Genomic DNA, 22,945 nt, shown 5'->3' with positions numbered 1-22,945 from the left:
TGCGGCGAAGGGCCGAACCCGCGTGACGTCGATGCGTCGAACCGCGTCTCGTGGAAGCCGCGGCGGTGGGCCGTAGTATTCCGCGCGACGGGGGAGGCTTACAAGCGCACAACTACGTACGATGAGCTACGTAGAATTACGTAGATGCCTGTCGCCTGCACGCCATCAGGCCGCGATTGCTCGCGATCGGCGAGCCACGTACAGTATTCGCCTGCCTCCATTCCGGAACCGCCATGCCGATCGGATTTCAAAAGATGAACGCGAATGGCGATGACTTCGTCATCGTCGACCTGCGCGGTCGGGAAAGCGATCCAGCGTTGCGCATCGATCGCGATCTCGTGCGGCGCATGGGCGATCGGCATCGCGGCATCGGCTTCAACCAGCTCGCGGTTGTGTCGGACTGTGACGAGGCAGCCGCGCGCGTCGCGTTCTGGAATCCCGACGGCTCGGCGCTCGATACCTGCGGCAGCGCGACGCGCGGCGTCGCATGGAAGCTGATGCGGGAAACCGGTGCGGCGTCGGTCGTGCTGCGCACGAATCGCGGGCGGCTGCACTGTGCGCAGCAGGCGGACGGGCTGATCACCGTCGAGATGGGCGCGCCGGGGCTCGACTGGCAGGACGTGCCGGTCGCGGAAGCCGTCGACACGCTCGCGCTGCCGCTGCCCGGTGCGCCGGCCGCATGCAGCATGGGCAATCCGCACTGCACGTTCTTCGTCGACGATGTCGCCGCGCTCGACATCGAAGCGCTCGGCCCGGCGATCGAAGCGCATCCGCTGTTTCCGCTGAAGACCAACGTCCATTTCGTGCAGGTCGTCAGCCGCACGCACATTCGTCTACGTATCTGGGAACGCGGCGGCGGCGTGCCGCTCGGCTCCGGCTCGTGTTCGTGCGGCGCGGTGGTCAACGGCATCGGGCGCGGGCTGCTCGACGACACCGTGCGGGTGACGTGCGATGGCGGCGACGTCATCGTTCGATGGGACGGCGCCGGCAGCGCGTTCCTGAGCGGGCCCGTGACGTTCGGGTTCAGCGGAGTATGGCTGCGATGACCAACGACGCACAAATTTTCCACGCGCTGCGCCCGCGCCTGCAGAAGATCGCGTACCGGATGCTCGGCTCCGTCGCGGATGCCGAGGACATCGTGCAGGACGTGTGGCTGCGCTGGCACGACGCGGCGCGCGACAGCATCGAGAACGCCGAGGCGTGGCTCGTCGCGGTCACGACGCGGACGTCGATCGATCGCCTGCGCGCGGCGAAGCTCCGGCGCGAGCACTATGCGGGTATCTGGCTGCCCGAACCGGAGCTCGGCGAATCGCCCGCGACGCCCGAGGAAATGACGGAGCGCGCGAACGACGTGTCGGTTGCGTACCTGCTGTTGCTCGAACGGCTGACGCCGGAAGCGCGCGCGGCGTTCCTGCTGCATGAAGTCTTCGAGTTCGACTACGACCGGATCGCCGACGCGATCGGCAAGACCGAAGCCGCGTGCCGGCAGCTCGTCAGCCGGGCCCGGGCGCGGCTGCGCGACGATACCCTGCCGCGGCACGCGGTGCCGCACGAAACGCATCGCCGGCTGCTGAAGACGTTCACGCAGGCGCTGGCGCAAGGCGACTTCCCGTCGATCCAGGCGCTGCTCGCCGAAGACGCAATACTGATCGGCGACGGCGGCGGTCACGTCCAGAGCTTCCCGAAACCGATGGTCGGCGGCCGGCGGATCGCTCAACTGTTCTATGCGACGTGGTTGCGGTGCGGCAGCGGTGTCGAGATGCGGCCGGTCGTGCTGAACGGCCAGTGGGCGATGCTGCGCTTCATCGGCGGACAACTCGAAGCGGCGATGTCGTTCGAGACCGACGGTACGTGCATCGGCCGGATTCTCGTGCAGCGCAACCCCGACAAGCTCGCCCGGATCGCGACCGCCTGCGCGGCCGGCTGACGCGCGCATCGCACGCCGGCGCCGGCCGCGGCCGCGGTCGGGCGCGGATTGGTGCAGCGCGCGCAACACGATGCGTCCCTGTGCGTGGCTACCGCGCACCGGCGCACACTCCTAAGATGATTTCGCGCGGCGCCCTGCCGCCCACGACACCCGCGCAGCGCGGGCCAGCCTCTTCGTCGCCAGGAGAAATCATGACGCAGCGTATCAACTACATTCAACAGTCGCCCGAGCTGTTCCGGAAATTCCTCGAACTCAGCAACCAGCTGCGCAGCAGCGCGATCGAGGAATCGATCCGGGATCTCGTGTCGCTCCGGGCGTCCCAGATCAACGGCTGCGCGTTCTGCGTCGACATGCACGTGAAGGAAGCGCGCATCCACGGCGAGCGCGAGCTGCGCCTGCACCATCTGGCGGCGTGGCGCGAATCGACGCTCTTCTCGCCGCGCGAGCGGGCCGCGCTCGCATGGACCGAAGCGCTGACGACACTGGCCGCGCACGGCGTGCCGGACGATCTCTACGACCGCGTGCGCGGCCAGTTCTCCGAAAAGGAATTGTCGGACCTGACGTTCGAAGTGATGGCGATCAACGGCTGGAACCGCGCGAACGTCGCGTTCCGGACCGTGCCGGGGTCGTCCGACAAGGCGTTCGGCCTCGACAAGGCGAACCTCGCCTGACGACCGCCCACCGCCCTCCCTTCGCTGCCGGCCGTCGGCCGGCGGCCCACCGGAAGCCACCACCATGATTCGCATGAAACACGTGATCGCGTCCGCGCTCGTCGTCGCGGGCGCCGCGATCGGCGCCGTTCGCGCGGCGCCCTCGGCCGTCGTCACGCCGCTGATGACGAAGCCGCTCGACGCATACCCGGGCAAGGAAGCGCTGATGATCTCGGTCGAGTATCCGCCCGGCGCGGTCGACCCCGTCCACCGCCACCACGCCGAAGCGTTCGTCTACGTGGTCGAGGGTTCGATCGTGATGCAGGTGAAGGGCGGCGAGCCCGTCACGCTGAAGCCGGGCGAGACCTTCTACGAGGGCCCGAACGACCTGCACACGGTTGGACGCAACGCGAGCCGGACCCGGCCCGCGAAGTTCATCGTGCTGCTGTTGAAGGACAAGGGCGCGCCCGTGCTCGTGCCGGAAAAATAGCCGGCCCGCACGCCGCCCACGCCTTTTTTGAAAAAATGCGGCGGGCGGTGTCACAGGCGGCAGCGCTGAAACGTCTAGTCGCATACGGACACTACGATTCCAGCGCCCCCATGCCCGACACCTCCATTCGCCGCCCCGATGCCGACGATCCGTTCGCGCGCAGTTTTTCGACCTGCTATGCCGGCGTGGTCACCTTTCTGGCCGTCGTCACCGAGGGCAGCTTCGCGCGCGCCGCCGATCGCCTCGGCGTCGGACGCTCGTCCGTCAGCCGCCACGTGCAACGGCTCGAGGACCGGCTCGACGCACGCCTGTTCCAGCGCACGACCCGCAGCATGTCGCTGACGCGCGAGGGCGAGCTCTTCTACGAAAACTGCCGGCCCGGCATCGAGCATCTGGCGCAGGCGCTCGACGACATGCGCGAGCTGCGCAGCGGGCCGCCGAGCGGGCACCTGCGCATCGGCTCGACGCCGGGCTTCGGCCGCAAGGTCATCGCGCCGCTGCTGCGCGATTTCCATGCGCAATATCCGGACATCACGCTCGACCTGCTGTTGAACGACCGGCCGGCCGACTTCTCCGCCGATCGCATCGACGTCGCGTTTCGCGACGGCCGCATGGAGGACAGCGCGATCGTCGCGCGCCGGCTGATTCCGATGCAGATGATCGTCTGTGCGTCGCCGTCGTACGCGCACCGGTACGGCTTGCCGCGCCACGTCGACGACCTCGCCCGGCATCGCTGCATCAACCTGTGCACCGCGTCGGGCCGCGTGACGGAATGGGAATTCAGGATCGACGGACTGACGCAGCAGCGCCAGCTCGCCGCGCATCACACGTTCAACGACATCGATCTCGTCGTGCGCGCGGCGCTCGACGGGCTCGGCATCGCGCAACTGCCCGCGTACCAGGTGTGCGACCTGCTCGCCGACGGTCGGCTGGTGAGCTGTCTCGGCCAGCACGCGCCGGACGACGGCGGCCACTATCTCTGCTACCTGAGCCGCAAGCACCTGCCCACGCGCATCCGCGTGTTCATCGACTACATGATCGAACAGACGCGTGCGCGCGACCTGCAGTGCCTGACCACGATGACGACGATGGCGCCGCTGGAGACGGTCGATTGATGCATTCGCGGCAACATGGTGAGGGCTTGCAGGCCTCTACCGGATCACGCGACGCACGCCTACGATGCGGGCTGTTCGATAGACACGCGAATACGGCGCCGTTCGGCAAGGTACGGGCCCGATCGCGCGAGCGCGATGAGCGCCGGTTTCGGCAGGTTCAGTTAAAGCGGCGCGCATGTCGCGCGCCCGTTCAAGGAGAGCAATCGTGAAGATCGTCGTGATTGGTGGTACCGGCCTGATCGGCAGCAAGGTCGTCAGGAACCTGATCGCACGCGGCCACGACGCGGTGGCGGCCGCGCCGTCGACCGGCGTCGATACGATCACGGGCAAGGGACTGGACGACGCGCTCGCCGGCGCGGACGTCGTCGTCGATCTCGCGAATTCCCCGTCGTTCGAGGAAGCGGCCGTGAAGGCATTCTTCGAGGCGTCGGGGCGCAACCTGTTCGCCGCGGAGCGCGCGGCCGGCGTGCGCCATCACGTCGCGCTGTCGGTGGTCGGCACCGACCGGCTGCAGCAGAGCGCGTATTTCCGCGGCAAGATCATTCAGGAAAACCTGATCCGCGAAGCAGGCGTGCCGTACACGATCGTGCGCTCGACGCAGTTCTTCGAATTCGTCGGGGCGATCGCGCAGGCCGGCGCGCAAGGCGATACGATCCGGTTGAGCACCGCGCACTTCCAGCCGATCGCATCGGACGACGTCGCGGCCGCCGTGACCGACTTCGCGCTCGACGCGCCGCGCAACGGCATCGCCGAAATCGGCGGCCCCGAGCGCGTGCGGATCGCGGATCTGGTCGAGCGGTTCCTGTCGGCCACGCACGACGCGCGTACGGTGACGCCCGATGCGGGCGCCGACTACTTCGGCGCGGTGCTGCAGGACGACACGCTCGTGCCGGCGCCCGGTGCACGGCTCGGCGCGACGACCTTCGACGCGTGGTTCCGGCAGAACGCGCTCGTGCGCTGAACGCCGCAGCCGGATCACGCACGCCATGACGCCGCTGCACCCGCCGCCGCTGTCGCTGCTCGACCGGTATCGCGGCCGGGAACCGCAGACGCTGTACTCGACGACCGTGACCGTCACGGGCGGGGCGGCGGAGCACGGCCGCGCATCGGGCGTCGCGCGTTCCGACGACGGGTGCCTGGATGTCGAGCTCCGCCTGCCCGCCGCGCTGGGCGGGCCCGGCGACGGCCCGAACCCGGAGCAGTTGTTCGCCGCCAGCTATGCGGCGTGCTTTCACGGCGCGCTGAGCCTGCTGGCTGCACGGGCGGGCGTGTCGGTCGCCGGCGCGTCGGTAGCCGCATCGATCGACTTCTGTCGCGATCCGGTGGACGGGCTGTTCATGCTGAACGCGAACATTCGCGTACGGCTGCCGGGCGTCGAACGCGCGGTGGCGGAAGAGCTCGTTCGCAATACGGAGCGTTTCTGTCCGTATACGAAGATGGCGCATGAAGGGATTCGCCACATCGTCGCGCTCGCGCCGGCGGACGACACATCGAAGCGTTGAGCGAAAATGACAATGCGGCGCCCGCCGCATCGCGCAACGGGCGCCGCATCGATACGACGGATCAGTGCTTTTCGTCGAGCTTCTTCGGCTTCGGCGGCGACGGCACCTTCGCGTACTGGAACGCCGGCGTGGCCTTCAGCGCATCCTTGGTCGCACCGGGCAAATAGATGTTGCCGTTGCGCACGTCGAGCGATGCGATCGGCACCGCGACGTCGTGCGCGGCCACGCCGAGGAAGCCGCCGGCCGACACGATCGCGGCCGACACCGAGCCGTCCGGCGCGACGATCAGGTCGCGCACCTTGCCGACTTTCTGGTTCTCGTCGTTGTACACGGTCTTGCCGAGCACGCTCTTCTTCACGCTCCAGCCTTCGAGCAGCGCCTGCGATTGCTCGACGGTCACGCTGATCGGCTGCGCGCCCGCGATCTGCGCGTGCGCGCTGACGCTCGAGGCGAGAACGGTTGCTGCGAGAAGGGTCTTGTAGAACTTCATGTGGAATGCACTCCGGTTCGGTTGTTGTTGATTTCGGGAGCGAAGCGACGCAGGCGCAACGGCTGATCGGTGAGCGCCCCGCGGATGGCCGCCCCGCGGATGGCCGCCCCGCGGATGGCCGCCCCACGGATGGCCGCCCCGCGCTTCGTCGGTCGCGTGGCGGACGGCCGCGCCGCCACGGCGTGTATGCGTGGCGGACCGGCGTGGCCGGGCCGCGGCGAGCAACACGTGTTCATGGTAGCGGCATTCGCCGGATCGTGCGTTGAGCGTGCGACGTGGCAACCGGGGCGACCCGATCGGGATCAATGATCGTGCAGACGGTTGGGGCGCGCGGCGCGAAAAAAATGGCGCCGCCGACCATCGATCAGGACAACCTCACGGACGAGCACCCGATCTTCTCGGTACATCGAACGATGCGGCGAGCTGCGTGCCGCCCCGCCGCGTCATGCATTCCGCGAATACACCCTGCGATGCCGCACCGCTTCCGCCAGCACGTCGAGCACGGGCTCCGTCTGCGTCCAGCTCAGACACGCATCGGTAATCGACACGCCGTACTGCAACGGCACGCCCGGCTTCAGATCCTGGCGCCCGGCCTCGAGATGGCTCTCCACCATCACGCCGACGATCCGGTGCTCGCCCTGCGACAGTTGCCGTGCGAGATCCTGCGCCACTTCGATCTGCCGCTCGTGCGACTTGTTCGAGTTCGCATGCGAGCAGTCGACCATCACCTGCTCGCGCAAGCCGGCCTTGCGCAGCACCGCGCAGCTCGCTTCGACGTGCTCCGCATCGTAGTTCGGCCCGTTCTTGCCGCCGCGCAGGATCACGTGCGCATCGTCGTTGCCGCGCGTCTCGAAGATCGCGGCCATCCCCATCTTCGTCATCCCCATGAAGGCATGGCTCGCGGCCGCGGCGACGATCGCGTCCGACGCGACCTGCACGCCGCCGTCGGTGCCGTTCTTGAAGCCGATCGGGCAGCTCAGGCCCGACGCGAGCTGGCGATGGCTCTGGCTCTCGGTCGTGCGCGCGCCGATCGCGCCCCACGCGATCAGATCGGCGATGTACTGCGGGCTCAGCAGGTCGAGGAATTCGGTCGACGCCGGCAGACCGAGCGCGTTGATGTCGAGCAGCAGTTGCCGCGCGGCGCGCAGCCCTTCGTTGATGCGGAAGCTGCCGTCGAGGCGCGGATCGTTGATGTAGCCCTTCCAGCCGACCGTCGTGCGCGGCTTCTCGAAGTAGACGCGCATCGTGATCAGCAGGTCGTCCTTCAGCGCATCGGCCGCAACTTTCAGGCGGCGCGCGTAATCGAGCGCCTGGTCGTGATCGTGGATCGAGCACGGGCCGACGACGAGCAGCAGCCGGTCGTCGCGGCCGTGCAGGATATCGCCGATCGCGCGGCGCGTATCCTCGACGAGCGTCTGCGTGCCGGCCGGCACCGGCAGTTCGTCGAGCAGCAACGCCGGCGAAATCAGCGGACGCACGGCGCCGATGCGGACGTCGTCGATGCGCGCGGTGTCCTGCGTCGCGTCGGCGCTGCCTACCTCGCGATCGTGGGAAGGATTGTCGAGGTTCTGCATGGTGATTCTCCGGGGGACGTCTATCTGGAATGATGGCCAGGCTCGATTATGGCACCGGGGAGAGGTGGTAGCCGGGTACGGCGGGGATGCGGGGCGACTGCGGTCAGGTAAATCCGACAGACGGAGAAACGCGGGATGAAAAAAGGGCGATCCGCGGCGGATCGCCCTGCCCTCCATTGCGCCGCCCGGCGCGTCTAGTGCGGCGTCTCGGGCGCCAGCGAATTGCTCGGCAGCAGCGCCGTCAGCCAGCAATTGCTCGGCGCGGCTTTCCCGTTGAAGCGGTCGTAGAGCCACGGCAGCATGCCGGCCACCCAAGGCGCGATCGCGCCCACATGTTCGAGCGGATACTCGGTGTACGTGACCGGCGTGCCGCTGGCGCAGAACTTCTGCGCCAGCGCGCGCACGTCGTACGCCAGCATCACGCCGTCGCCCACCTGGCTGCCGAACGTGCCGTCGAGCGCGCCCGCCGTGCCCTGGCCGATGAACATCGGGATCGTCGGCGACGCGGCCAGCCCCGCATTCACCTTGTTCGCGTACGTCACATACACCGGAATGCCGTTGATGTCGTTCGCGTATTGCGGCTTGAACAGCGTCGCCCAGTGCAGGCCCGTGTACTTCGGCAGGATGTACGCGAGCGACTGGCTCTGGATGTCCTTGAACACGGCAACGCCGGTGTCGCTGAGATAGGGTGTCAGGTCGAAGCCGTAGCCGCGCGACAGCCCGGCGAGCGCGGCCGCGGCGACGCCGCCCCAGACGATACTGCCGTCCACATAGCGCAGATTGTGTGCGGGGTCGACCAGCACGCCGCCTTCCGCCGCGCCGACGAGTTGCCTGTTGACGTCGGGCGCATAGCTCGGCGCGAGTTGCGCGGCCCAGTTCGTCGCGATCGCACCGCCGGAATAGCCGATCATCGCGATCTTGCTCGACGGATTCAGGCCGGTCGATGGCGTATTGAGCGCCGCGCGGATCGAATCGAGCGTCGTCATCCCGTATTCGGGGCCGGCGGCGAAGTCTGCCGTCTGGCCTTCCGTATCGGGCACGATGATGTTGTAGCCCAGCAGCAGCAGTGTCGACAGCGGAACCGATTCCGCGCTGTAGAGCAACGTGCCGACGTTGACGACCTTGGTCACGTTGCGGTCGCCGGCGATCACCTGCGACGGTTCGTCGTACGGGTTCAGCGAATCGTAGGCCGACTGGTACGAGATGGCCTGGCCGTTGCTGACCTGACTCCGGATCACGGACGTCACGTTGACGACGGGCTGGTTCCGCGCGTCGTTGGTGCGATACAGCAGTTGCTGCGCGGTCAGCGCGGTCGGAATGCCGGCCACGTGATAGGTGACATTGCGCGTCTTCAGCACCGTGCCCGGTGAAATCGATGCCAATGGCGTGGCGCCGGTGTACGTATAGAACGGATCGGACACGGCCGGCGCGCCGGCGCTGGCCGGCGGAGCAACGATGCCCAGCGCGGCGGACACGGCAGCCGCGGCAATCATCGAACGTCTGGAGGACATGGGTGGGGGCCCCTTGGATAACCTGCTTTCATCGAAGGAAGTTCGGCGGTGTTTCAGACCATCGCGATTGCCACTTCAAAAGCGTTTCCGTGCCATCGACTGTCTCCTGTGAATGAATGATCCGGCTTGTTCTGAATCTGTAATTTAGTAGGAGTACAAACCGGATGAATTGAAGCACAACGAGAACGCGTTCGATGCACGTTTTCCGTTGTTTGAAGGTAAACGTCTAAAGCCGCCGCAACGCGATGCGGCCGCCCCGGCCGTTCGGCCGACTGCCCGCCTCCGGATGAAGTACCGTACGATCACGGCTGTCCGTTACCGAAGCGGCCCGTCTTGCGAGGCGGGCCGCGCGGCCCACCGCCTGCCTGCGACCGATCGTTTCCTGCTCAACCGACACGCCACGATGACCGTATCCGAACTGCTCCGTGCCATCCGCCAACCCTATATCGACCTGCTCGCGCAAGCGGCAGCGCAACCGGCGGTGACCGTCGAACCGGCCTACCGGCAGGCCGACGGCGCGCTGGCCGCCGAAGGGCCGCTCGCGCTGCCGTGCCGGGCCGACACGATCCCGGCCGAAGGCGACGCGGCGGGCCAGCCGTCGATGGTCGATTCGACCTCGCAACTGGATTTCGAATCGTTCGCGTTCGACCTCGAAACGGCGGCCGTGTCGATCCGCCCGTTCGTGTGGGACTGGGCCGCGATCGAGGCCGACGGTCTCGACGAAAGCGCAGCGGTCGACGCTTTCAAGACGTGGTTCCTCGCGTGGTTCGATGTGGACGACGAGAATACGCCGGCCGAAGACGGGCTGCATGGCGTCGTCCACTACCTGTCGGAACCGGTTCGCACGGAACAAGGGTGGCGCGTCAATGCCGACCTCGGCTCCGCGCCCGAGACGGCCGTCGAGGATCTGCTGTTCCGGCTCGTCGATGCGGGGGCTACGCGGATCAGTGTCGGTTGAAATGTCGCTTTATCTCTTGCACACCACCCTCATGAAAAAAGCACTTGCCGTGGTACTGCTCTGTATTTCGTTGCCGGCGCTCGCCAAGGTTTCCACCGACGTGTTCTGCTTCAGATCGGATGGCGACAAACCCGTGCGCTTCGAGATGCGCACCTACTACGACGATGCGGTCGATTGGACGGGCGGCATGGTCCGGTATGCGAAATCGAAAACGGCCCTCCCGCTGGTGATCGAACACGAAGAGGACGAAGTGCTCGCCGAAGATCGTCCGCATCAGTTCACGACGACCTGGGTCGAAATGGTCGACGGCAAGATCAACGGGAGATACGAAATGATGTCCCAGGGCGCCAACGTCTATTCGATGACGTACACCAATGCGCGCACCGGCAAGAAAACCGCGTTCGGCAGGGCGGTGGATGTCGACGTTTCGCCGCAATCGGGGTGCCGCTGGTAGCGATGACGTCGCGGCGCCCGATGCCCGCTGCGCTGCGCGCGTGCACGCGTCGGCACCGCGTCGCATCGCCCCGTGGATCAGCCCGCGTCGCCCGGCACGTCGACGTCGATCCCCAGTTCGCTGGCCATCCGCTGAACCAGCGCATTCAGCCGCGCCACTTCATCCGCGAGGCGCTTCTGTTCTGCCTTCAGCGCTTCGAATTCGGAAGGCGGCACCGAATCCGCGCCGCCGGCATCCGCGCTCGCGAAGTCGGCCAGGTTCACCTCGCCGCACATCAGGTGCATCCAGCGATTCTCGCGCGCGCCCGGTGCACGCGGCAGCCGGACGACGAGCGGCTGTGCGCGCGCCGCGAGTTCGTCGAGAAACGCCTCGACCGACGAGATATCCGCGAAACCATGCAGGCGCGCGCTGTTCAGGCGCAGCTCGGCGGCCGTCTGCGGGCCGCGCAGCAACAGGATCGTCAGCAGCGCGATTGCCTGGCTCGGGATGCCGAGCACGCGGTTCATGTTGTGCTCGAAGCGCGGCACGCGGCTGCTGCTGCCCTCCATCACGAGACTCAAGTGCTTCAGCCCGTCGAGCGCGGTCGTGACTTCGTCCTCGCTGACGTTCATCACCGGCGCGCGCGCGGTTTTCTGGTTGCAGCCCGCGGTCAGCGCGTTCAGCGACAGCGGGTAGGTATCCGGCACCGTGTGCTGTTTCTCGACGAGCACACCGAGAATGCGGGCCTCGAGGGGCGTGAGTTCGCGAAGGGTGCGGGGCGTGGGCGTATCCGGCGTGGTGTTCATGATGGCTTCGCAGCGTGCAGCAAATGAGGGGAAACGGTCGCGGCCCGTCCGGCGTCGCGAACGGGGGAGCCATATGATAGCTCGCGAAGCATGGCCCGGCGCCGCTCGCCGCACCGAAGTGCGCACTTGTCGCAGCGGGCTTTCGTCCGACGTAGCAGCGCGCCCGGCAGCACGCGGCGCAACGCGGCGATGCATGCACGCGCTGCGAATTCCTCCCGCACGCACGCCCCGGCGTTTGCGCGATGCACATGCCAGCGCTACGATATACGTTCGTCCCGATATCCGCGGCGCCGCGTGCGACCTCTTCGCACGTCGATACCACGCATCACCCGCCCTGAATGCGCTGCCGCCGTGCGTGCGCGCCGCTCGTCAACTCCGTTCACTCCTCATCGGTTCACCACCATGACTGCATCTTCTACCGCACCCGTGCGCGCCATCGTCACCGGACACACGCGCGGCGTCGGCGCGGCGCTCGCCGAACACCTGCTGCAGGAAGGCATCGCCGTGCTCGGCGTGTCGCGCAGCCGTCATCCGTCGCTCGGGTCGCAGGCCGGCGAACGCTTCGCCGAAGTCGAACTCGACCTGTCGGACTCCACGGCCGTCGCCGCCTGGCTGGCCGGCGACACGCTGCGCCGCTTCGTCGACGGCGCGTCCCTCGTGCTGCTGTTCAACAACGCGGGTATCGTCGATCCGATCGGCCCGCTCACCGCGCAGGATCCGGCGATCGTCGCCCGCGCGGTCGGCCTGAACGTCGCCGCGCCGCTGATGCTGTCGGCCGCGCTCGCACAGGCCGCCTCGGCCGCGACCGAATGCCGGATCGTGCACCTGTCGAGCGGCGCTGCCCGCAACGCGTATGCGGGCTGGAGCATCTACTGCGCGACCAAGGCCGCGCTCGATCACCACGCGCGCGCCGTCGCGCTCGACGCGAACGGCGCGCTGCGCATCTGCAGCGTCGCGCCGGGCGTCGTCGATACGGGCATGCAGGCCACGATCCGCGCGACCGACGAAGACAATTTCCCGATGCGCGAGAAGTTCGACCAGTTGAAGTCGAGCGGCGCACTCGCCACGCCCGAGGCAACCGCCCGACTACTGATCGGCTATACGCTGAGCGACGCGTTCGGCACCGAGCCGACGGCCGACGTGCGCAACCTGCCGACGAAGTAAGCGTCGGACGCGGCCCGTCATCCTTCGAGCCGCTTCGTCAAGTCTTCGACCTGCCGCTCCGTCCGGCGCTTTTCGAGCATCTTGCGCCAGGCGGGCGGCAGCACCGGCACGTCGCACAGCGCATCGAGCGCGGCCATGTCGAGCGTGCGTCGATACAGCACGTCGAGCACCGTCGACAGCGGCCATTGCGGGTGGCGGCGCTCATGCAGCGCGAGCACGTCGCCCGCCCCCACCCAGCCTTCCTGCAGCACGCGGTAGTACCAGCCGGTCCGGCCGCTTTGCTGCACGAGCGCCGCCATCCGCGGATGATCGAAACGCGCGTTGAGCTTCCAGCACGGCTGCCGCGACTGCGAGACCTGGAGCACCGCACCGCCCAGCGTGAACACGTCGCCGAGACACACGTCGTGTTCGGTGATGCCGCGTGTCGACAGGTTCTCGCCGAACGCGCCCGGTTGGGCGAGCACGTCGCGCGCGCCGATCTGCGCGGCCCACCATGCATAGTGATCGTGTGCATAGTGGTGAACGGCCTTGTCGGGACCGCCGTGATGCCGCGCATCGGCCTGGGCGTCGCCGGCAAAGCCGAGCGCGCCCAGCCACAGGCGTGTATCCACCGGCTGCTTGTCGATCGCGCTTGCGTGCGGCGTGCCGGCGAGCGGCCGGCTCGTGCCGATCCGCACCGCGCTGATGGCAGCCGCGATCGCAGGCCGGGCGTCGTCGCTCATGCGGCCACACCGTCCGGCAGCGCCGCGAGCAGTTGCTCGAGTTCGCGCGTGCGTGCATCGCCGAGCGGCAGCAGAGGCCGCCTCGGTTCGCCGGCGTCGAAGCCGCGCAGTCTCAGCCCGGCCTTCACGGTCACCGGCAACCCGCCGTTGACGATGAACTGCAGCAACGGCAACTGCGCGTGAAAGACCGATCTGGCGCGTGCGAGGTCGCCGGTGCGCATCGCGTCGAACAACGCGAGCGGCAACGCGGCGTTCAGGTTCGGCGCGGCCGTGCACCATCCGGACGCGCCCGCGGCCAGCGCGGCGAGCGCCATCGGATTGCTGCCGTTGTAGAACGGGATCGTCCCGTCGCTCAATTGCGCGAGCCGGTGCATCCGGCCGATGTCGCCGGTGCTCTCCTTGACCATCGTCACGTTGTCGACTGCGCGGCAGATCGTCGCGATCAGGTCCGGCGACATGTCGACGCCGCTCGTCGCCGGATTGTTGTACAGCATGATCGGGATGCCAATGGCGTCGCCGATCGCGCGATAGTGCGCGACGATCTCGTCGTGGCCGAGCTTCCAGTACGACACCGGCAGCACCATCACCGCATCGGCGCCGGCCTGCTCGGCGAAGCGGGCACGGCGCACCGCGCCCGCCGTGGTGAGATCGGAAATCCCGACGACGGTCGGCACGCGCCGGCGCACCGCGCGAATCGATGCGGTGGCGACGGCCTCCCATTCGGCGTCGGACAGGTAGGCGCTTTCGCCGGTACTGCCCAGCGGCGCGATCGCGTGAACGCCGCCGGCGATCAGGCGCTCGATCAGCGCATCGAGCGCTTTCAGGTCGACGCCGCCGTCGACGGAGAACGGCGTGACGGGGTAGGCAATGATGCCCTTCAGAAGGATGGACACGATTTGTATTCCTCAATGATTGTCCGACAACATCGGAACGGCACGACTTATGCGACGCAGTCCCGATGCGTGCGCAACGCGCGGCGCGCGTAGTAGTCGAACGTCACTGCATCGCGCTTCGGTTTCGAGATCCAGTCGTGCGCTTCTCGCGCGAGCGCCGGCGGCACCGGCTTGATCTCGCCGGCCGACATCGCGAGCAGTTGCAGCTTCGCGGCGCGCTCGATCAACAGCGCGAGAATGCAAGCCTCCTCGATCGTCTTGCCGACCACGAGCTGGCCGTGATGCGACAGCAGGATCGCGCGCTTGCTGCCGAGCGCCTTCGAGATGATCTCGCCCTCCTCGTTGCCGACCGGCACGCCCGGCCAGTCCTTCAGGAACGCGCAATCGTCGTACAGCGGGCAGATGTCCATGTGCGACACGACGAGCGGCTGCTCGAGCATCGACAGCGCCGCGACATGCGCCGGATGCGTGTGGATGATGCAGTTCACGTCCGGGCGCTCGCAATAGATCCACGTATGGAACCGGTTGGCCGGGTTCGGAATGCCTTCGCCATCGACGACGTCGAGATCCTCGTTGACGCGCAGCAGGTTCGCGGCCGAGATCTCGTCGAAGCCGAGCCCGAGCCGCTGCGTGTAGTACGTGCCGGCCGCATCCGCGCGGCAGGTGATCTGCCCGGCCAGGCCCGAGTCGTGGCCGGCGTCGAACAGGATCCGGCACGTCAGCGCGAGCTTTTGCCGCGCGGACCAGCCGCTGTCGCCCACTTCGTTTTCAAGACGCCGCTCCGCCAGCGCGACCAGCGCTTCCTTCGTCAAATTCAGCGTTTCCGCCATGTTCGCCTCCTGAATGAACCGGGCCTGCCGCGCCGTCCGCAGCCGTTTGCCCGTCGCACGTGACACACGATACACCGAATGACACTTTGTGTCATGCGTTACAATCGGTTTTTCGAAGGACACCCGGCGCCCCATGACGATTCGCCTGAAGCTGCTCAGAAAACAGAAAGGCTGGACGCTCGACGTGCTGGCCGGCGAGACCGGCCTCACCAAGAGCTATCTGTCGAAAGTCGAGCGCGGCCTGAGCGTGCCGTCGATCGCGGTCGCGCTGAAGCTGTCGAAGGCGCTGAACGTCGACGTCGAGCAACTGTTCTCGGAAAGCCGCAACCGCGAGCTGATCGCGATCACGCGCGCCGGCGAGCGCACGGCGATGGGCGGGGCGGCCGACAGCCACGCGCACCGTTTCGAAAGCATCGCGGCCGGCGTCGCGCCGAAGAAGATGCTGCCGTTCGTCGTGCATCCGCCGCACGAATTCGTCGCGTCGACGTTCCGCGAGCACGAAGGCGAGGAATTCCTGTTCGTGCACAAGGGGCGCGTGGAAATCGAATTTCCGAACGAGACGGTGCAACTCAGGGCCGGCGATTCAGTCTATTTCAACGCACTCATCCCCCACCGCACGCGCAGCCTCGGCACCGCGCAGGCGGAGATCCTGGTCATCGTCAGCCACGACGACTAGCCTCGTCACTTCTTCGCGCAAGGATCTTCCGATGGTCACCAAGGCCACCGCACCGTTCCAGCAGATCAAGACGCTCGTTCGCCAGAACGTCGAATCCGGCGACTGGCGCCCCGGCGACCGCATCCCGTCCGAACTCGATCTCGCCGCCCGGTTCGGCGTCGCGCGCATGACGGTCAACCGCGCACTGCGCGAGCTGACCGAGGAAGGCGTGCTGAAGCGCATCGCGGGCGTCGGCACCTTCGTCGCGGAGGTCAAGCCGCAGTCGAACCTGCTGATGATCGCGCATATTCGCGACGAGATCCGTGCGCGCGGGCACGAGTACCGCTGCCGCGTGCTCAGCCGGTCGCGCGAGCCCGCGTCGTTCGACGTCGCGGCCGCGTTCGGCCTGCCGGTCAACACGCCGGTCTTTCACGTGGTGTGCGTGCACGAGGAAAACGGCCGCCCGATCCAGCTAGAGGATCGCTACGTGAACCCGGCGGCCGCGCCCGGCTTCATCGATCAGGATTTCCAGACCGAACCGCCGTCCGAGTACCTGTACAACAACGTGTCGCACTACGAACTGGAAATCGAGCACGTCGTCGACGCGTCGCTGCCGACCGGCGAGCAGGCGCGGCTGCTCGACATGCGCGCCGACGAGCCGTGCCTCACGCTCACGCGCCGCACGTGGACGGACGGGCTGCCCGTCACGTTCGTGCACTTCCTGCACCCGGGCAACCGCTACCGGCTCGGCTCGCGCTTCAAGCCGGGCGCGGGGCGCCACCCGACCTGATCGTTCGTCGCACGCCCCCGACACGCACGGCGGCCGTTTCGTCATGAAACGGCCGCCGTGTTCATTCGTTACGTCGGGTCAGATCGCCCCAACCTGCCCCGCGTCGCGCGACCATACGACCGGAAACAGCGGGTGATCGAGCGGCGCGCCGTCGGCGAGCTGTTCCGCGAGCCCGGGAAAATCGGGCGACGTTTTCCAGCGGCGCGGCGCGTGACGGACATCGTCGCCGACGAAGCGGATCGAGAACGCGCGCCGGCGGTTCTGTGTGCCGCCCGACGCGTGCAGCGTAAGCATCCGGAAGCACACCATGTCGCCGGGTTCGAGCGCCCAGTGGCGGATCGGGAAGGCCGTGCGGTCGGCTTCGATGTCGGGCAGATCGGCGAGGCTGCCTTCCGGAAACCACTTCGCCTCCTTGTCCATGAACGTGCGCGGCATCAGCCACGGCCCGCGATGCGAGCCGGCGACGAATTCGAGCGTCGATTCGAGCGGCACCGGATCGACCGGAATCCACATGCTGACGTTGTCGTCGCCTTCGATGTTGTAGTACGGCTGGTCCTGGTGCCACGGCGTACGCTGCCGCGTGCCGGGCTCCTTCACGAGCAGGTGGTCGTGATGCAGCCGCACGTTGTCCGTGCCCATCAGCGCGGCGGCGACCGACGGCGCCGGCGAGCGCACGATGAAGTCGCGATACGCGTCGTTGTGCTGCCAGTTGCAGAAATCCTCGAAGAACCAGCCCGGATCGTCGGGCCGACTCGCGACTTTCGCGCGTTCGCTCGGCTGCGCGAGGTTCGCGTCGATGCCGGCCCGCAGCGCGGCCACTTCGTCGGGCGAAAAGATGCCCTTGATGCAGACCGCACCTTCCTCGCGGAACGCGGCGATCAGTTCGGGCGTCACGGCTTGCGCGACGCGCTCGTGGATACTCGTCATGGTGTGCCTGTCGATCGAATGAGTCACGGAATCACGGAATCACGGCGCCGAAGTCAGTTGCTGCTTCGCGCCGTAGATGTCGAAGTCGAAGTACTTCGCGGCGATCTTCTGGTACGTGCCGTTCGCGCGAATCGCGACGATCGCGTCGTTCAGCCGCTTCTTCATGTCGGCGTCGCCCTTGCGCAACCCCATCGCGACGCCGTAGCCGGTGATCCGCACATCGGTCACGTCCGGGCCCGCGAACGCGTAGCCCTTGCCGCGCGGCGTCTTCAGGAACGAGTAGCCGGCCTGCGTCTTGTCCTGGAAGGTCGCGTCGAGGCGACCGTTGACGAGATCCTGATACACCTGGTCCTGATTCTGGTACGAGACGATCGTCACGCCCTTGGTCGCCCATTCGGCCTTCGCGTACGCCTCCTGCGTCGTGCCCTGGTCGATCCCGACGCGCTTGCCGGCCAGCGACGCCGCGGTCGGCAGCAGCTTCGAGCCGACCGGCGCGACGAGCGCGCCCGGCGACGCATACAGCTTGTTCGAGAAGTCGATCTGCTTGAGCCGCTCGTCGGTGGCCGTCATCGCGGACATGATCACGTCGAACTTGCGCGCGCGCAGCGCCGGAATCATCCCGTCGAAGCCCTGCTCGACCCACACGCACTTCGCACGCAGTTGCTCGCAGATCGCATTGCGCAGGTCGATGTCGAAGCCGGCGAGCGAGCCGTCGGGCTGCTTCGCCTCGAACGGCGGATACGTCGGATCGATACCCCAGCGGATCGTCGACGTGTCCTGCGCGAACGATGCGAGCGGCGCGAACGCCAGCGCGGTAACGAGGAACTTGGCAGTACGGTTCATGGCGTGTCCTTGTGGTCTCGACGCGGCGGGGAAGCGCCGGCGTCCGGTGGGGAGCGTCGTGCCGGCATGCCCGGCGCGGTACGCGAAAGACGGGACTTCGATGAAACTGCGGTGCAGTCTAGACCGCTAGATTTTCGAGCGCAAGCGGGGGTATGACGGAGTGCGGCGGATTGAAGAGAGGCGGGAGACGGGAGGGCGGGCAGATGCCTGATCCACGGCCTTTTTACGGGGTTTTCAGGTGTTTACCCTGCGCGACGCACGTTTGCCACAGAGCGTGTTTTTCCGGATGTTCGTGAAATGTAGAGGTCTATACCGGAAGCTACGGCGACGTGTCGCCCGATCTTCCACCGACCGTACGGTAATGCGCCCCTGGCGTGCCCGCGCTCGCCGCTGCGCGGCCGATAAGATGCGTCACGCGCTTCAAAGGCGCCGCGCGACGCCGCGCCGAATCCGGCGAAACCGCGATTGCCCGCGGCGTCCGGCCATGTTAAAAGTCGCCGCACGCATTTGGAAATGAAATGATCGAATCCACAGAAGTGCAGAAATGAATAGACCCCTGTTCGACATCGACCTGCTGCGCGCGCTGGTGATGGTCGCCGACTGCGGCAGTTTCACGACGGCTTCCGCGCGCCTGCATTCGACGCAGTCGACCGTCAGCCAGAAGGTGCGCCGGCTCGAGGAAATCGCCGGCCACCGCCTGCTCGACCGCGGCGCGCGCGACGTGCGGCCGACCGACGCGGGCGTGACGGTGCTCAGCTATGCGCGGCGCATGCTCGCGCTCAACGACGAGATGCTGGAGGCGCTGTCGGGCGCGACGGTCGCGCTGACGATCCGGCTCGGCGTGCCCGACGATTTCGCGGCGGGTCGCACGACGCACGCGCTCGCGGCGTTCAAGCGCGAGCATCCGCAGGTGAAGCTCGAAGTGACGTGCGGGCTGAGCCGCGACATCAGCGCCGCGTACGATCGCGGCGAACTCGACCTCGTGCTGATCAAGCAGCGACGCGACAGCCGCGAGGCGGTCGTGCGCTGGCCCGAGAAGCTGCGCTGGATCGACAGCGCGAAGCATCCGTCGATCGATCTCGACCCGGTGCCGATCGTCGTGTTCCCGCCGCGCGGGCTCTACCGCGACGACATGATCAAGGCGATCGAGGAGCGCGGCCGCCGCTGGCGGATCAGCTTCACGACGTCTAGCCTGAGCGGGATCCAGGCGGCCGTCGCGGACGGGCTCGGCATCAGCGTGCTGCCCGCGCGCGTGGTGACGGACGAGCATGTGGTGCTGACCGCGAAGCAGGGCTTCGCGCCGATCGAGCACATGGACATCGCGATCCTGCACCGGCCGACGGCCGACCCGATGGTCAGCGAACTGACGAAGACGCTCGCGGCGATGCTGGAACTCGAAGGGCGGTAAGCGAAGCGGGTTTCATCCGCAGCAGGGAACGGGGCACGGCGTGCCGCGCATGCGTCAGAACATCGTGTTGCCGTTCGCCGCCTGCTCGGGCACCGGCTGGTTGACGTCCCAGTGTTCGACGATCTTGCCGTGCTCGAGCCGGAAGATGTCCATGATCGCGCTGCCGCGCGTACCGGGTTCGCGCACCGCGTGCACGTGCAGGATCACGTAGTCGCCGTCGACGAACGAGCGTTTGATCTCGCTGTGCGATTGCGGATATGTGTCGCGCAGGAACGCGACGAACTTGCGGAAGCCGTCGCGCCCGTCGGCCGCGTTCGGGTTGTGCTGCACGTAGCGATCGCCGACATACGCGAGCGCAGCGTCCGCATCCTTCTCGTTCAAGCCTTTTTCGTAGAACGCCAGCACCGTGCGCCGGTTGGCCTCCTGCCGCGCGTCGGCCGGGCCGGCCGCCCCCGCATGCGTGGCGGTCACGGCGAACAGGGCCACCGCCATCCATCGTGCGGCCCGTGCCGCGGTCGTGCGTCGCATCGTCGTCTCCTCGGAAATCCGGCCGAAAACCGGATCATACCGGCGCGACGCGGCGTTCAGACCAGTGCGCCGTCGCGCGCGACGACCTTCCCGGACGACACGACGAGACGCCGCACCGGCCGCGCGACGACGGCCTCGGCGAACGTCAGCGCATCGACGAGCACCACGTCCGCGCGGTGACCCGGCTGCAGGCCGTAATCCGCGAAACCGCAGCCGCGCGCCGCGCCGTGCGTCACGCAGTCGAGCGCGACTTCGAGTGCATCGTCGCGGCGGAAATCGTTGCGCATGGCGATCAGCATCGCGCGCTCGAGCATGTCGGGCGAGCCGTACGGCGTCCACGTATCGCGCACGCCGTCGTTGCCGCCGACCACGGTCACGCCCGCCGCACGGCACGCGGCCACCGGCGGCACCGGCACCGCGGCCGTCGCGGTCGTGACGATCGCGACGCCGAGCTCGGCCATCCGCGCGAGCAGCGCATCGCGCTCGCGTTCGGCGATATCGCCGAGGCAGAAACCATGGCTGATCGTGACCTTTCCCTGCATGCCGAGCGCCGCCGTGCGCTGCAGGATCAGGTCGAGCGAGTACGCACCCATCGACCCGCGCTCGTGCAGATGGATATCGAGCCCGCGGCCGTGGCGCCCGGCGATCGCGAACAGCACGTCCACCGCCTCGACCGGATCGCCTTCGATCGCGCACGGATCGAGCCCGCCGAGCAGGTCGGCGCCGGCGCCGAGCGCGTCGGACAGCAGCGCATCGGTGCCCGGCCGCTTGAGCACGCCCGATTGCGGAAACGCGACGATCTGGATCTCGACCTGCCCGCGCAGCGTCTCGCGCGTGGCCAGCACGCCGTGCAGGTGGCGCAGCCCGGCTTCGGTATCGACGTCGACGTGCGTCCGGATGCGCGTCGTGCCGGCCGCGAGGAAGGCACGCGCCAGCGCGAGCGAGGCGGCGCCCGCGTCATGGCCGCTCGTCGCGCGATAGTGGCGTTCGTTCTCGATGCGGTCGACGAGGCGCGGCCCGACCTGGTTGCGATACCACGGCATCCCCCAGTGGGTCTTGTCGAGATGCGTATGGCCTTCGACGAGGCCGGGCAGCGCCAACGCGCCCGCGCCGTCCTCGATCGCGCAGCCGGCGGGCGCGTCGAGCGACGGGCCGACGCGCGCGATGCGATCGCCTTCGATCAGGATATCGAGCGCAGCGTCGGCGTTCGTGCGGACATTGCGGATCAGCAGGTTCGTCATGTCGGGTCCGGTCGGGTCGGTCGGTGCAAGGCGGGCACGGCGCGTGCCGTGCCGCCGGTCATGTGGTTCAGCGCGTAAAGCGCAGCGACGGGGCGAACGGTGCGTCCGTATCGCTTTCGCCGCGGCGAAATACCCAGCGCTCGGCCGGCACGCCCGCGACAGCCGCCGCCGCATTCGGCGCGCGCACCGCGACGAAGCTTGCGTCGCATCCGACCGCGATTCCGTAGTTATCCTTGCCGATTGCGCGCGCGCCGGCGTGCGTCGCCATGTCGAGCGCGATGCCGAGCGCTTCGTCGGTGTAGAAGCCCGACCGGTAGCCGATCATCATCGCGCGCTGCAACATGTCGCCGTTGCCGTACGGCCACCACGCGTCGCGGATGTTGTCGTTGCCCGCGAACACGTGCACGCCCGCGTCGCGCAGCCGTCGCACCGGCGGGAACGCGCAGTCGCCCGGCGCATTCGTCAGGATCGATACGCCGGCTTCGGCCAAAGCCGCGGCCGTACGCTGCACGTCGTCATCGCTCACCTGGCCGAGCGCGTACGCATGGCTCACGTTCACGCGCCCGCCGAGTCCGACCGCGCGCGTGCGCGCCGCGATCCGCAGCAGTTGCGCAATGCCCGTTGCCCCCGGCTCGTGCAGGTGGATGTCGATTTTCGCGCCGCGCTTCTCGGCAATGCCGAACACGATGTCGAGCTGGCCGTCCGCGTCGCCGTCGAGCGTCGTCGGGTCGATCCCGCCGACCACGTCCGCGCCTTCGCGCACGGCGGCATCGAGTATCTCGGCGGTGCCCGGGCACGTGATCACGCCGGCCTGCGGAAACGCGACCAGTTCGATGTCGACGATCCCGCGCCATCGTTCGCGCGCGGCCATCACGGCGTGCAGGTTCGACAGGCCCGTCGTCGCATCGACGTCGACGTGGCTGCGCATCGCGATCGTGCCGAACGCGGCGGCCTGCGCGATCAGCGCGTCCGCGCGCTCGACGATCGACGGCGCGGCCGCGAGCTGGCGCTTCTCGACCGCGAGCCGCTCGCGCAGCGAGCCGACCGGTTCGTGCGGCACCCAGCGATCGCCGACGAAGCTCTTGTCGAGATGGATATGGCCGTCGACGAAACCGGGCAGCACGACACGGCCGTCGAGGTCGATCGTCTGCGCGCCCGGCGCGGCTGCGCAATCGGCGCCAATCGCGGCGAAGCGGCCGTCGCGGACGACGAGGTTGACGGGCTGGCCGCCGGCGTCGACGGCGTTGATGAAGAGTCGTTCGGTCATGGCTCGGAATGTGGGGCGGTCGCGGCGCGACACCGGCGCGGACAGGGGAAGGAACCGCGGCCGGCGCGGCGCGGCGACCATTGGCAGGGAATCCGGCCACGATATCGGACGCCGCCGGCCGAGGCCAATTAAATGTCGCGATGCCGTGCATTCGATTTCGCGATGTGCGGCGCAGACGCCACGCCAGCAAGATGCGACGGCGGGGTCCGATCTCGTCGGAG

The 22,945-nt window shown here is 67.8% G+C and carries 26 protein-coding genes; 13 read left to right on the top strand and 13 right to left on the bottom strand.

What is annotated here, in order from left to right:
- Positions 1–98: 98 nt before the first annotated feature.
- Positions 99–362 (bottom strand): hypothetical protein, encoded by a 264-nt coding sequence (locus C4B30_RS35840; protein WP_230469105.1) that lies wholly within the window; start codon positions 360–362, stop codon positions 99–101.
- Here C4B30_RS35840 and dapF point away from each other — a divergent pair.
- The 7 genes from dapF to C4B30_RS13275 all read left to right on the top strand — a co-directional run bounded on the left by dapF (position 255) and on the right by C4B30_RS13275 (position 5,684).
- Positions 255–1,046 (top strand): diaminopimelate epimerase, encoded by a 792-nt coding sequence (dapF, locus tag C4B30_RS13305; protein WP_230469048.1) that lies wholly within the window; start codon positions 255–257, stop codon positions 1,044–1,046. The two genes, C4B30_RS35840 and dapF, sit on opposite strands and share 108 nt — an antisense overlap.
- Positions 1,043–1,927, top strand: a complete 885-nt coding sequence (locus C4B30_RS13300) for an RNA polymerase sigma-70 factor (RefSeq protein WP_027781717.1) — start codon at positions 1,043–1,045, stop codon at positions 1,925–1,927. Before dapF ends, C4B30_RS13300 begins: the two co-directional genes overlap by 4 nt.
- Positions 1,928–2,118: 191 nt before the next feature.
- On the top strand, positions 2,119–2,598 hold the full coding sequence (locus C4B30_RS13295; protein WP_027781718.1) for a carboxymuconolactone decarboxylase family protein: 480 nt from the start codon (positions 2,119–2,121) through the stop codon (positions 2,596–2,598).
- 64 nt (positions 2,599–2,662) lie between these two features.
- Entirely contained in the window at positions 2,663–3,067 is a 405-nt protein-coding gene (locus tag C4B30_RS13290) for a cupin domain-containing protein (protein WP_027781719.1), read from the top strand.
- Between the two features lie 110 nt (positions 3,068–3,177).
- Entirely contained in the window at positions 3,178–4,182 is a 1,005-nt protein-coding gene (locus tag C4B30_RS13285) for a LysR family transcriptional regulator (RefSeq protein ID WP_027781720.1), read from the top strand.
- A gap of 205 nt (positions 4,183–4,387) precedes the next feature.
- On the top strand, positions 4,388–5,143 hold the full coding sequence (locus tag C4B30_RS13280) for an SDR family oxidoreductase (protein ID WP_027781721.1): 756 nt from the start codon (positions 4,388–4,390) through the stop codon (positions 5,141–5,143).
- A 25-nt stretch (positions 5,144–5,168) separates the two neighbouring features.
- Positions 5,169–5,684: an Ohr family peroxiredoxin gene (locus C4B30_RS13275; protein ID WP_027781722.1), complete on the top strand. Its 516-nt coding sequence runs from the start codon at positions 5,169–5,171 to the stop codon at positions 5,682–5,684.
- A gap of 61 nt (positions 5,685–5,745) precedes the next feature.
- On the opposite strand, the gene C4B30_RS13270 is transcribed toward C4B30_RS13275, so the two are convergent.
- From C4B30_RS13270 to C4B30_RS13255, 3 genes are all read right to left on the bottom strand, one after another.
- Positions 5,746–6,174 (bottom strand): PRC-barrel domain-containing protein, encoded by a 429-nt coding sequence (locus tag C4B30_RS13270; RefSeq protein ID WP_027781723.1) that lies wholly within the window; start codon positions 6,172–6,174, stop codon positions 5,746–5,748.
- Positions 6,175–6,617: 443 nt separating this feature from the next.
- Positions 6,618–7,748: a 3-deoxy-7-phosphoheptulonate synthase gene (locus C4B30_RS13260; protein ID WP_027781724.1), complete on the bottom strand. Its 1,131-nt coding sequence runs from the start codon at positions 7,746–7,748 to the stop codon at positions 6,618–6,620.
- A gap of 194 nt (positions 7,749–7,942) precedes the next feature.
- The gene (locus tag C4B30_RS13255; protein WP_027781725.1) at positions 7,943–9,259 is read right to left on the bottom strand and encodes a lipase family protein; all 1,317 of its coding nucleotides are present in this window, start codon (positions 9,257–9,259) and stop codon (positions 7,943–7,945) included.
- A gap of 403 nt (positions 9,260–9,662) precedes the next feature.
- On the opposite strand from C4B30_RS13255, the gene C4B30_RS13250 reads away from it, so the two are divergent.
- Entirely contained in the window at positions 9,663–10,217 is a 555-nt protein-coding gene (locus C4B30_RS13250; RefSeq protein WP_027781726.1) for a hypothetical protein, read from the top strand.
- 31 nt (positions 10,218–10,248) lie between these two features.
- Complete coding sequence (locus tag C4B30_RS13245) at positions 10,249–10,671, top strand: hypothetical protein (RefSeq protein ID WP_027781727.1); 423 nt, start codon at positions 10,249–10,251, stop codon at positions 10,669–10,671.
- 77 nt (positions 10,672–10,748) lie between these two features.
- On the opposite strand, the gene C4B30_RS13240 is transcribed toward C4B30_RS13245, so the two are convergent.
- Positions 10,749–11,456: a YceH family protein gene (locus C4B30_RS13240; RefSeq protein ID WP_027781728.1), complete on the bottom strand. Its 708-nt coding sequence runs from the start codon at positions 11,454–11,456 to the stop codon at positions 10,749–10,751.
- A gap of 402 nt (positions 11,457–11,858) precedes the next feature.
- Between C4B30_RS13240 and C4B30_RS13235 the strand changes: the two genes are divergently transcribed.
- Positions 11,859–12,620, top strand: a complete 762-nt coding sequence (locus C4B30_RS13235) for an SDR family oxidoreductase (protein ID WP_027781729.1) — start codon at positions 11,859–11,861, stop codon at positions 12,618–12,620.
- 17 nt (positions 12,621–12,637) lie between these two features.
- On the opposite strand, the gene C4B30_RS13230 is transcribed toward C4B30_RS13235, so the two are convergent.
- The 3 genes from C4B30_RS13230 to C4B30_RS13220 are packed head-to-tail and all read right to left on the bottom strand — an operon-like array spanning position 12,638 to position 15,065.
- On the bottom strand, positions 12,638–13,342 hold the full coding sequence (locus tag C4B30_RS13230; protein WP_027781730.1) for an MOSC domain-containing protein: 705 nt from the start codon (positions 13,340–13,342) through the stop codon (positions 12,638–12,640).
- Entirely contained in the window at positions 13,339–14,235 is an 897-nt protein-coding gene (locus C4B30_RS13225; RefSeq protein WP_027781731.1) for a dihydrodipicolinate synthase family protein, read from the bottom strand. Before C4B30_RS13225 ends, C4B30_RS13230 begins: the two co-directional genes overlap by 4 nt.
- Positions 14,236–14,282: 47 nt before the next feature.
- Entirely contained in the window at positions 14,283–15,065 is a 783-nt protein-coding gene (locus tag C4B30_RS13220; RefSeq protein WP_105132658.1) for an aldolase, read from the bottom strand.
- A gap of 133 nt (positions 15,066–15,198) precedes the next feature.
- Here C4B30_RS13220 and C4B30_RS13215 point away from each other — a divergent pair, with 133 nt between their 5' ends.
- Together C4B30_RS13215 and hutC are read left to right on the top strand one after the other, a co-directional pair.
- Complete coding sequence (locus C4B30_RS13215) at positions 15,199–15,741, top strand: helix-turn-helix domain-containing protein (RefSeq protein ID WP_027781733.1); 543 nt, start codon at positions 15,199–15,201, stop codon at positions 15,739–15,741.
- Positions 15,742–15,772: 31 nt separating this feature from the next.
- Entirely contained in the window at positions 15,773–16,510 is a 738-nt protein-coding gene (gene hutC, locus C4B30_RS13210; protein WP_027781734.1) for a histidine utilization repressor, read from the top strand.
- 78 nt (positions 16,511–16,588) lie between these two features.
- Here hutC and C4B30_RS13205 read toward each other — a convergent pair whose 3' ends face one another.
- Entirely contained in the window at positions 16,589–17,437 is an 849-nt protein-coding gene (locus C4B30_RS13205; protein ID WP_027781735.1) for a phytanoyl-CoA dioxygenase family protein, read from the bottom strand.
- 39 nt (positions 17,438–17,476) lie between these two features.
- Positions 17,477–18,280, bottom strand: a complete 804-nt coding sequence (locus C4B30_RS13200) for an ABC transporter substrate-binding protein (protein WP_027781736.1) — start codon at positions 18,278–18,280, stop codon at positions 17,477–17,479.
- A gap of 544 nt (positions 18,281–18,824) precedes the next feature.
- On the opposite strand from C4B30_RS13200, the gene C4B30_RS13195 reads away from it, so the two are divergent.
- Entirely contained in the window at positions 18,825–19,688 is an 864-nt protein-coding gene (locus C4B30_RS13195) for a LysR family transcriptional regulator (protein WP_027781737.1), read from the top strand.
- Between the two features lie 54 nt (positions 19,689–19,742).
- On the opposite strand, the gene C4B30_RS13190 is transcribed toward C4B30_RS13195, so the two are convergent.
- The 3 genes from C4B30_RS13190 to C4B30_RS13180 all read right to left on the bottom strand — a co-directional run bounded on the left by C4B30_RS13190 (position 19,743) and on the right by C4B30_RS13180 (position 22,724).
- Positions 19,743–20,216 carry a nuclear transport factor 2 family protein gene (locus C4B30_RS13190; RefSeq protein ID WP_027781738.1) on the bottom strand — a complete coding sequence of 158 codons (474 nt, stop codon included), beginning with the start codon at positions 20,214–20,216 and terminating at the stop codon, positions 19,743–19,745.
- 56 nt (positions 20,217–20,272) lie between these two features.
- A complete protein-coding gene (locus C4B30_RS13185; protein ID WP_027781739.1) occupies positions 20,273–21,457 on the bottom strand; it encodes an amidohydrolase family protein in 1,185 nt (394 codons plus the stop codon).
- 67 nt (positions 21,458–21,524) lie between these two features.
- Complete coding sequence (locus C4B30_RS13180) at positions 21,525–22,724, bottom strand: amidohydrolase family protein (RefSeq protein WP_027781740.1); 1,200 nt, start codon at positions 22,722–22,724, stop codon at positions 21,525–21,527.
- Positions 22,725–22,945: the final 221 nt, after the last annotated feature.

Origin of the sequence: Burkholderia sp. BE12, assembly GCF_002959955.1 — a bacterium.
GTDB lineage: Bacteria > Pseudomonadota > Gammaproteobacteria > Burkholderiales > Burkholderiaceae > Burkholderia.
Note: the sequence above shows the minus strand (reverse complement) of the source record. Positions and strands in the feature narration are given on the sequence as shown.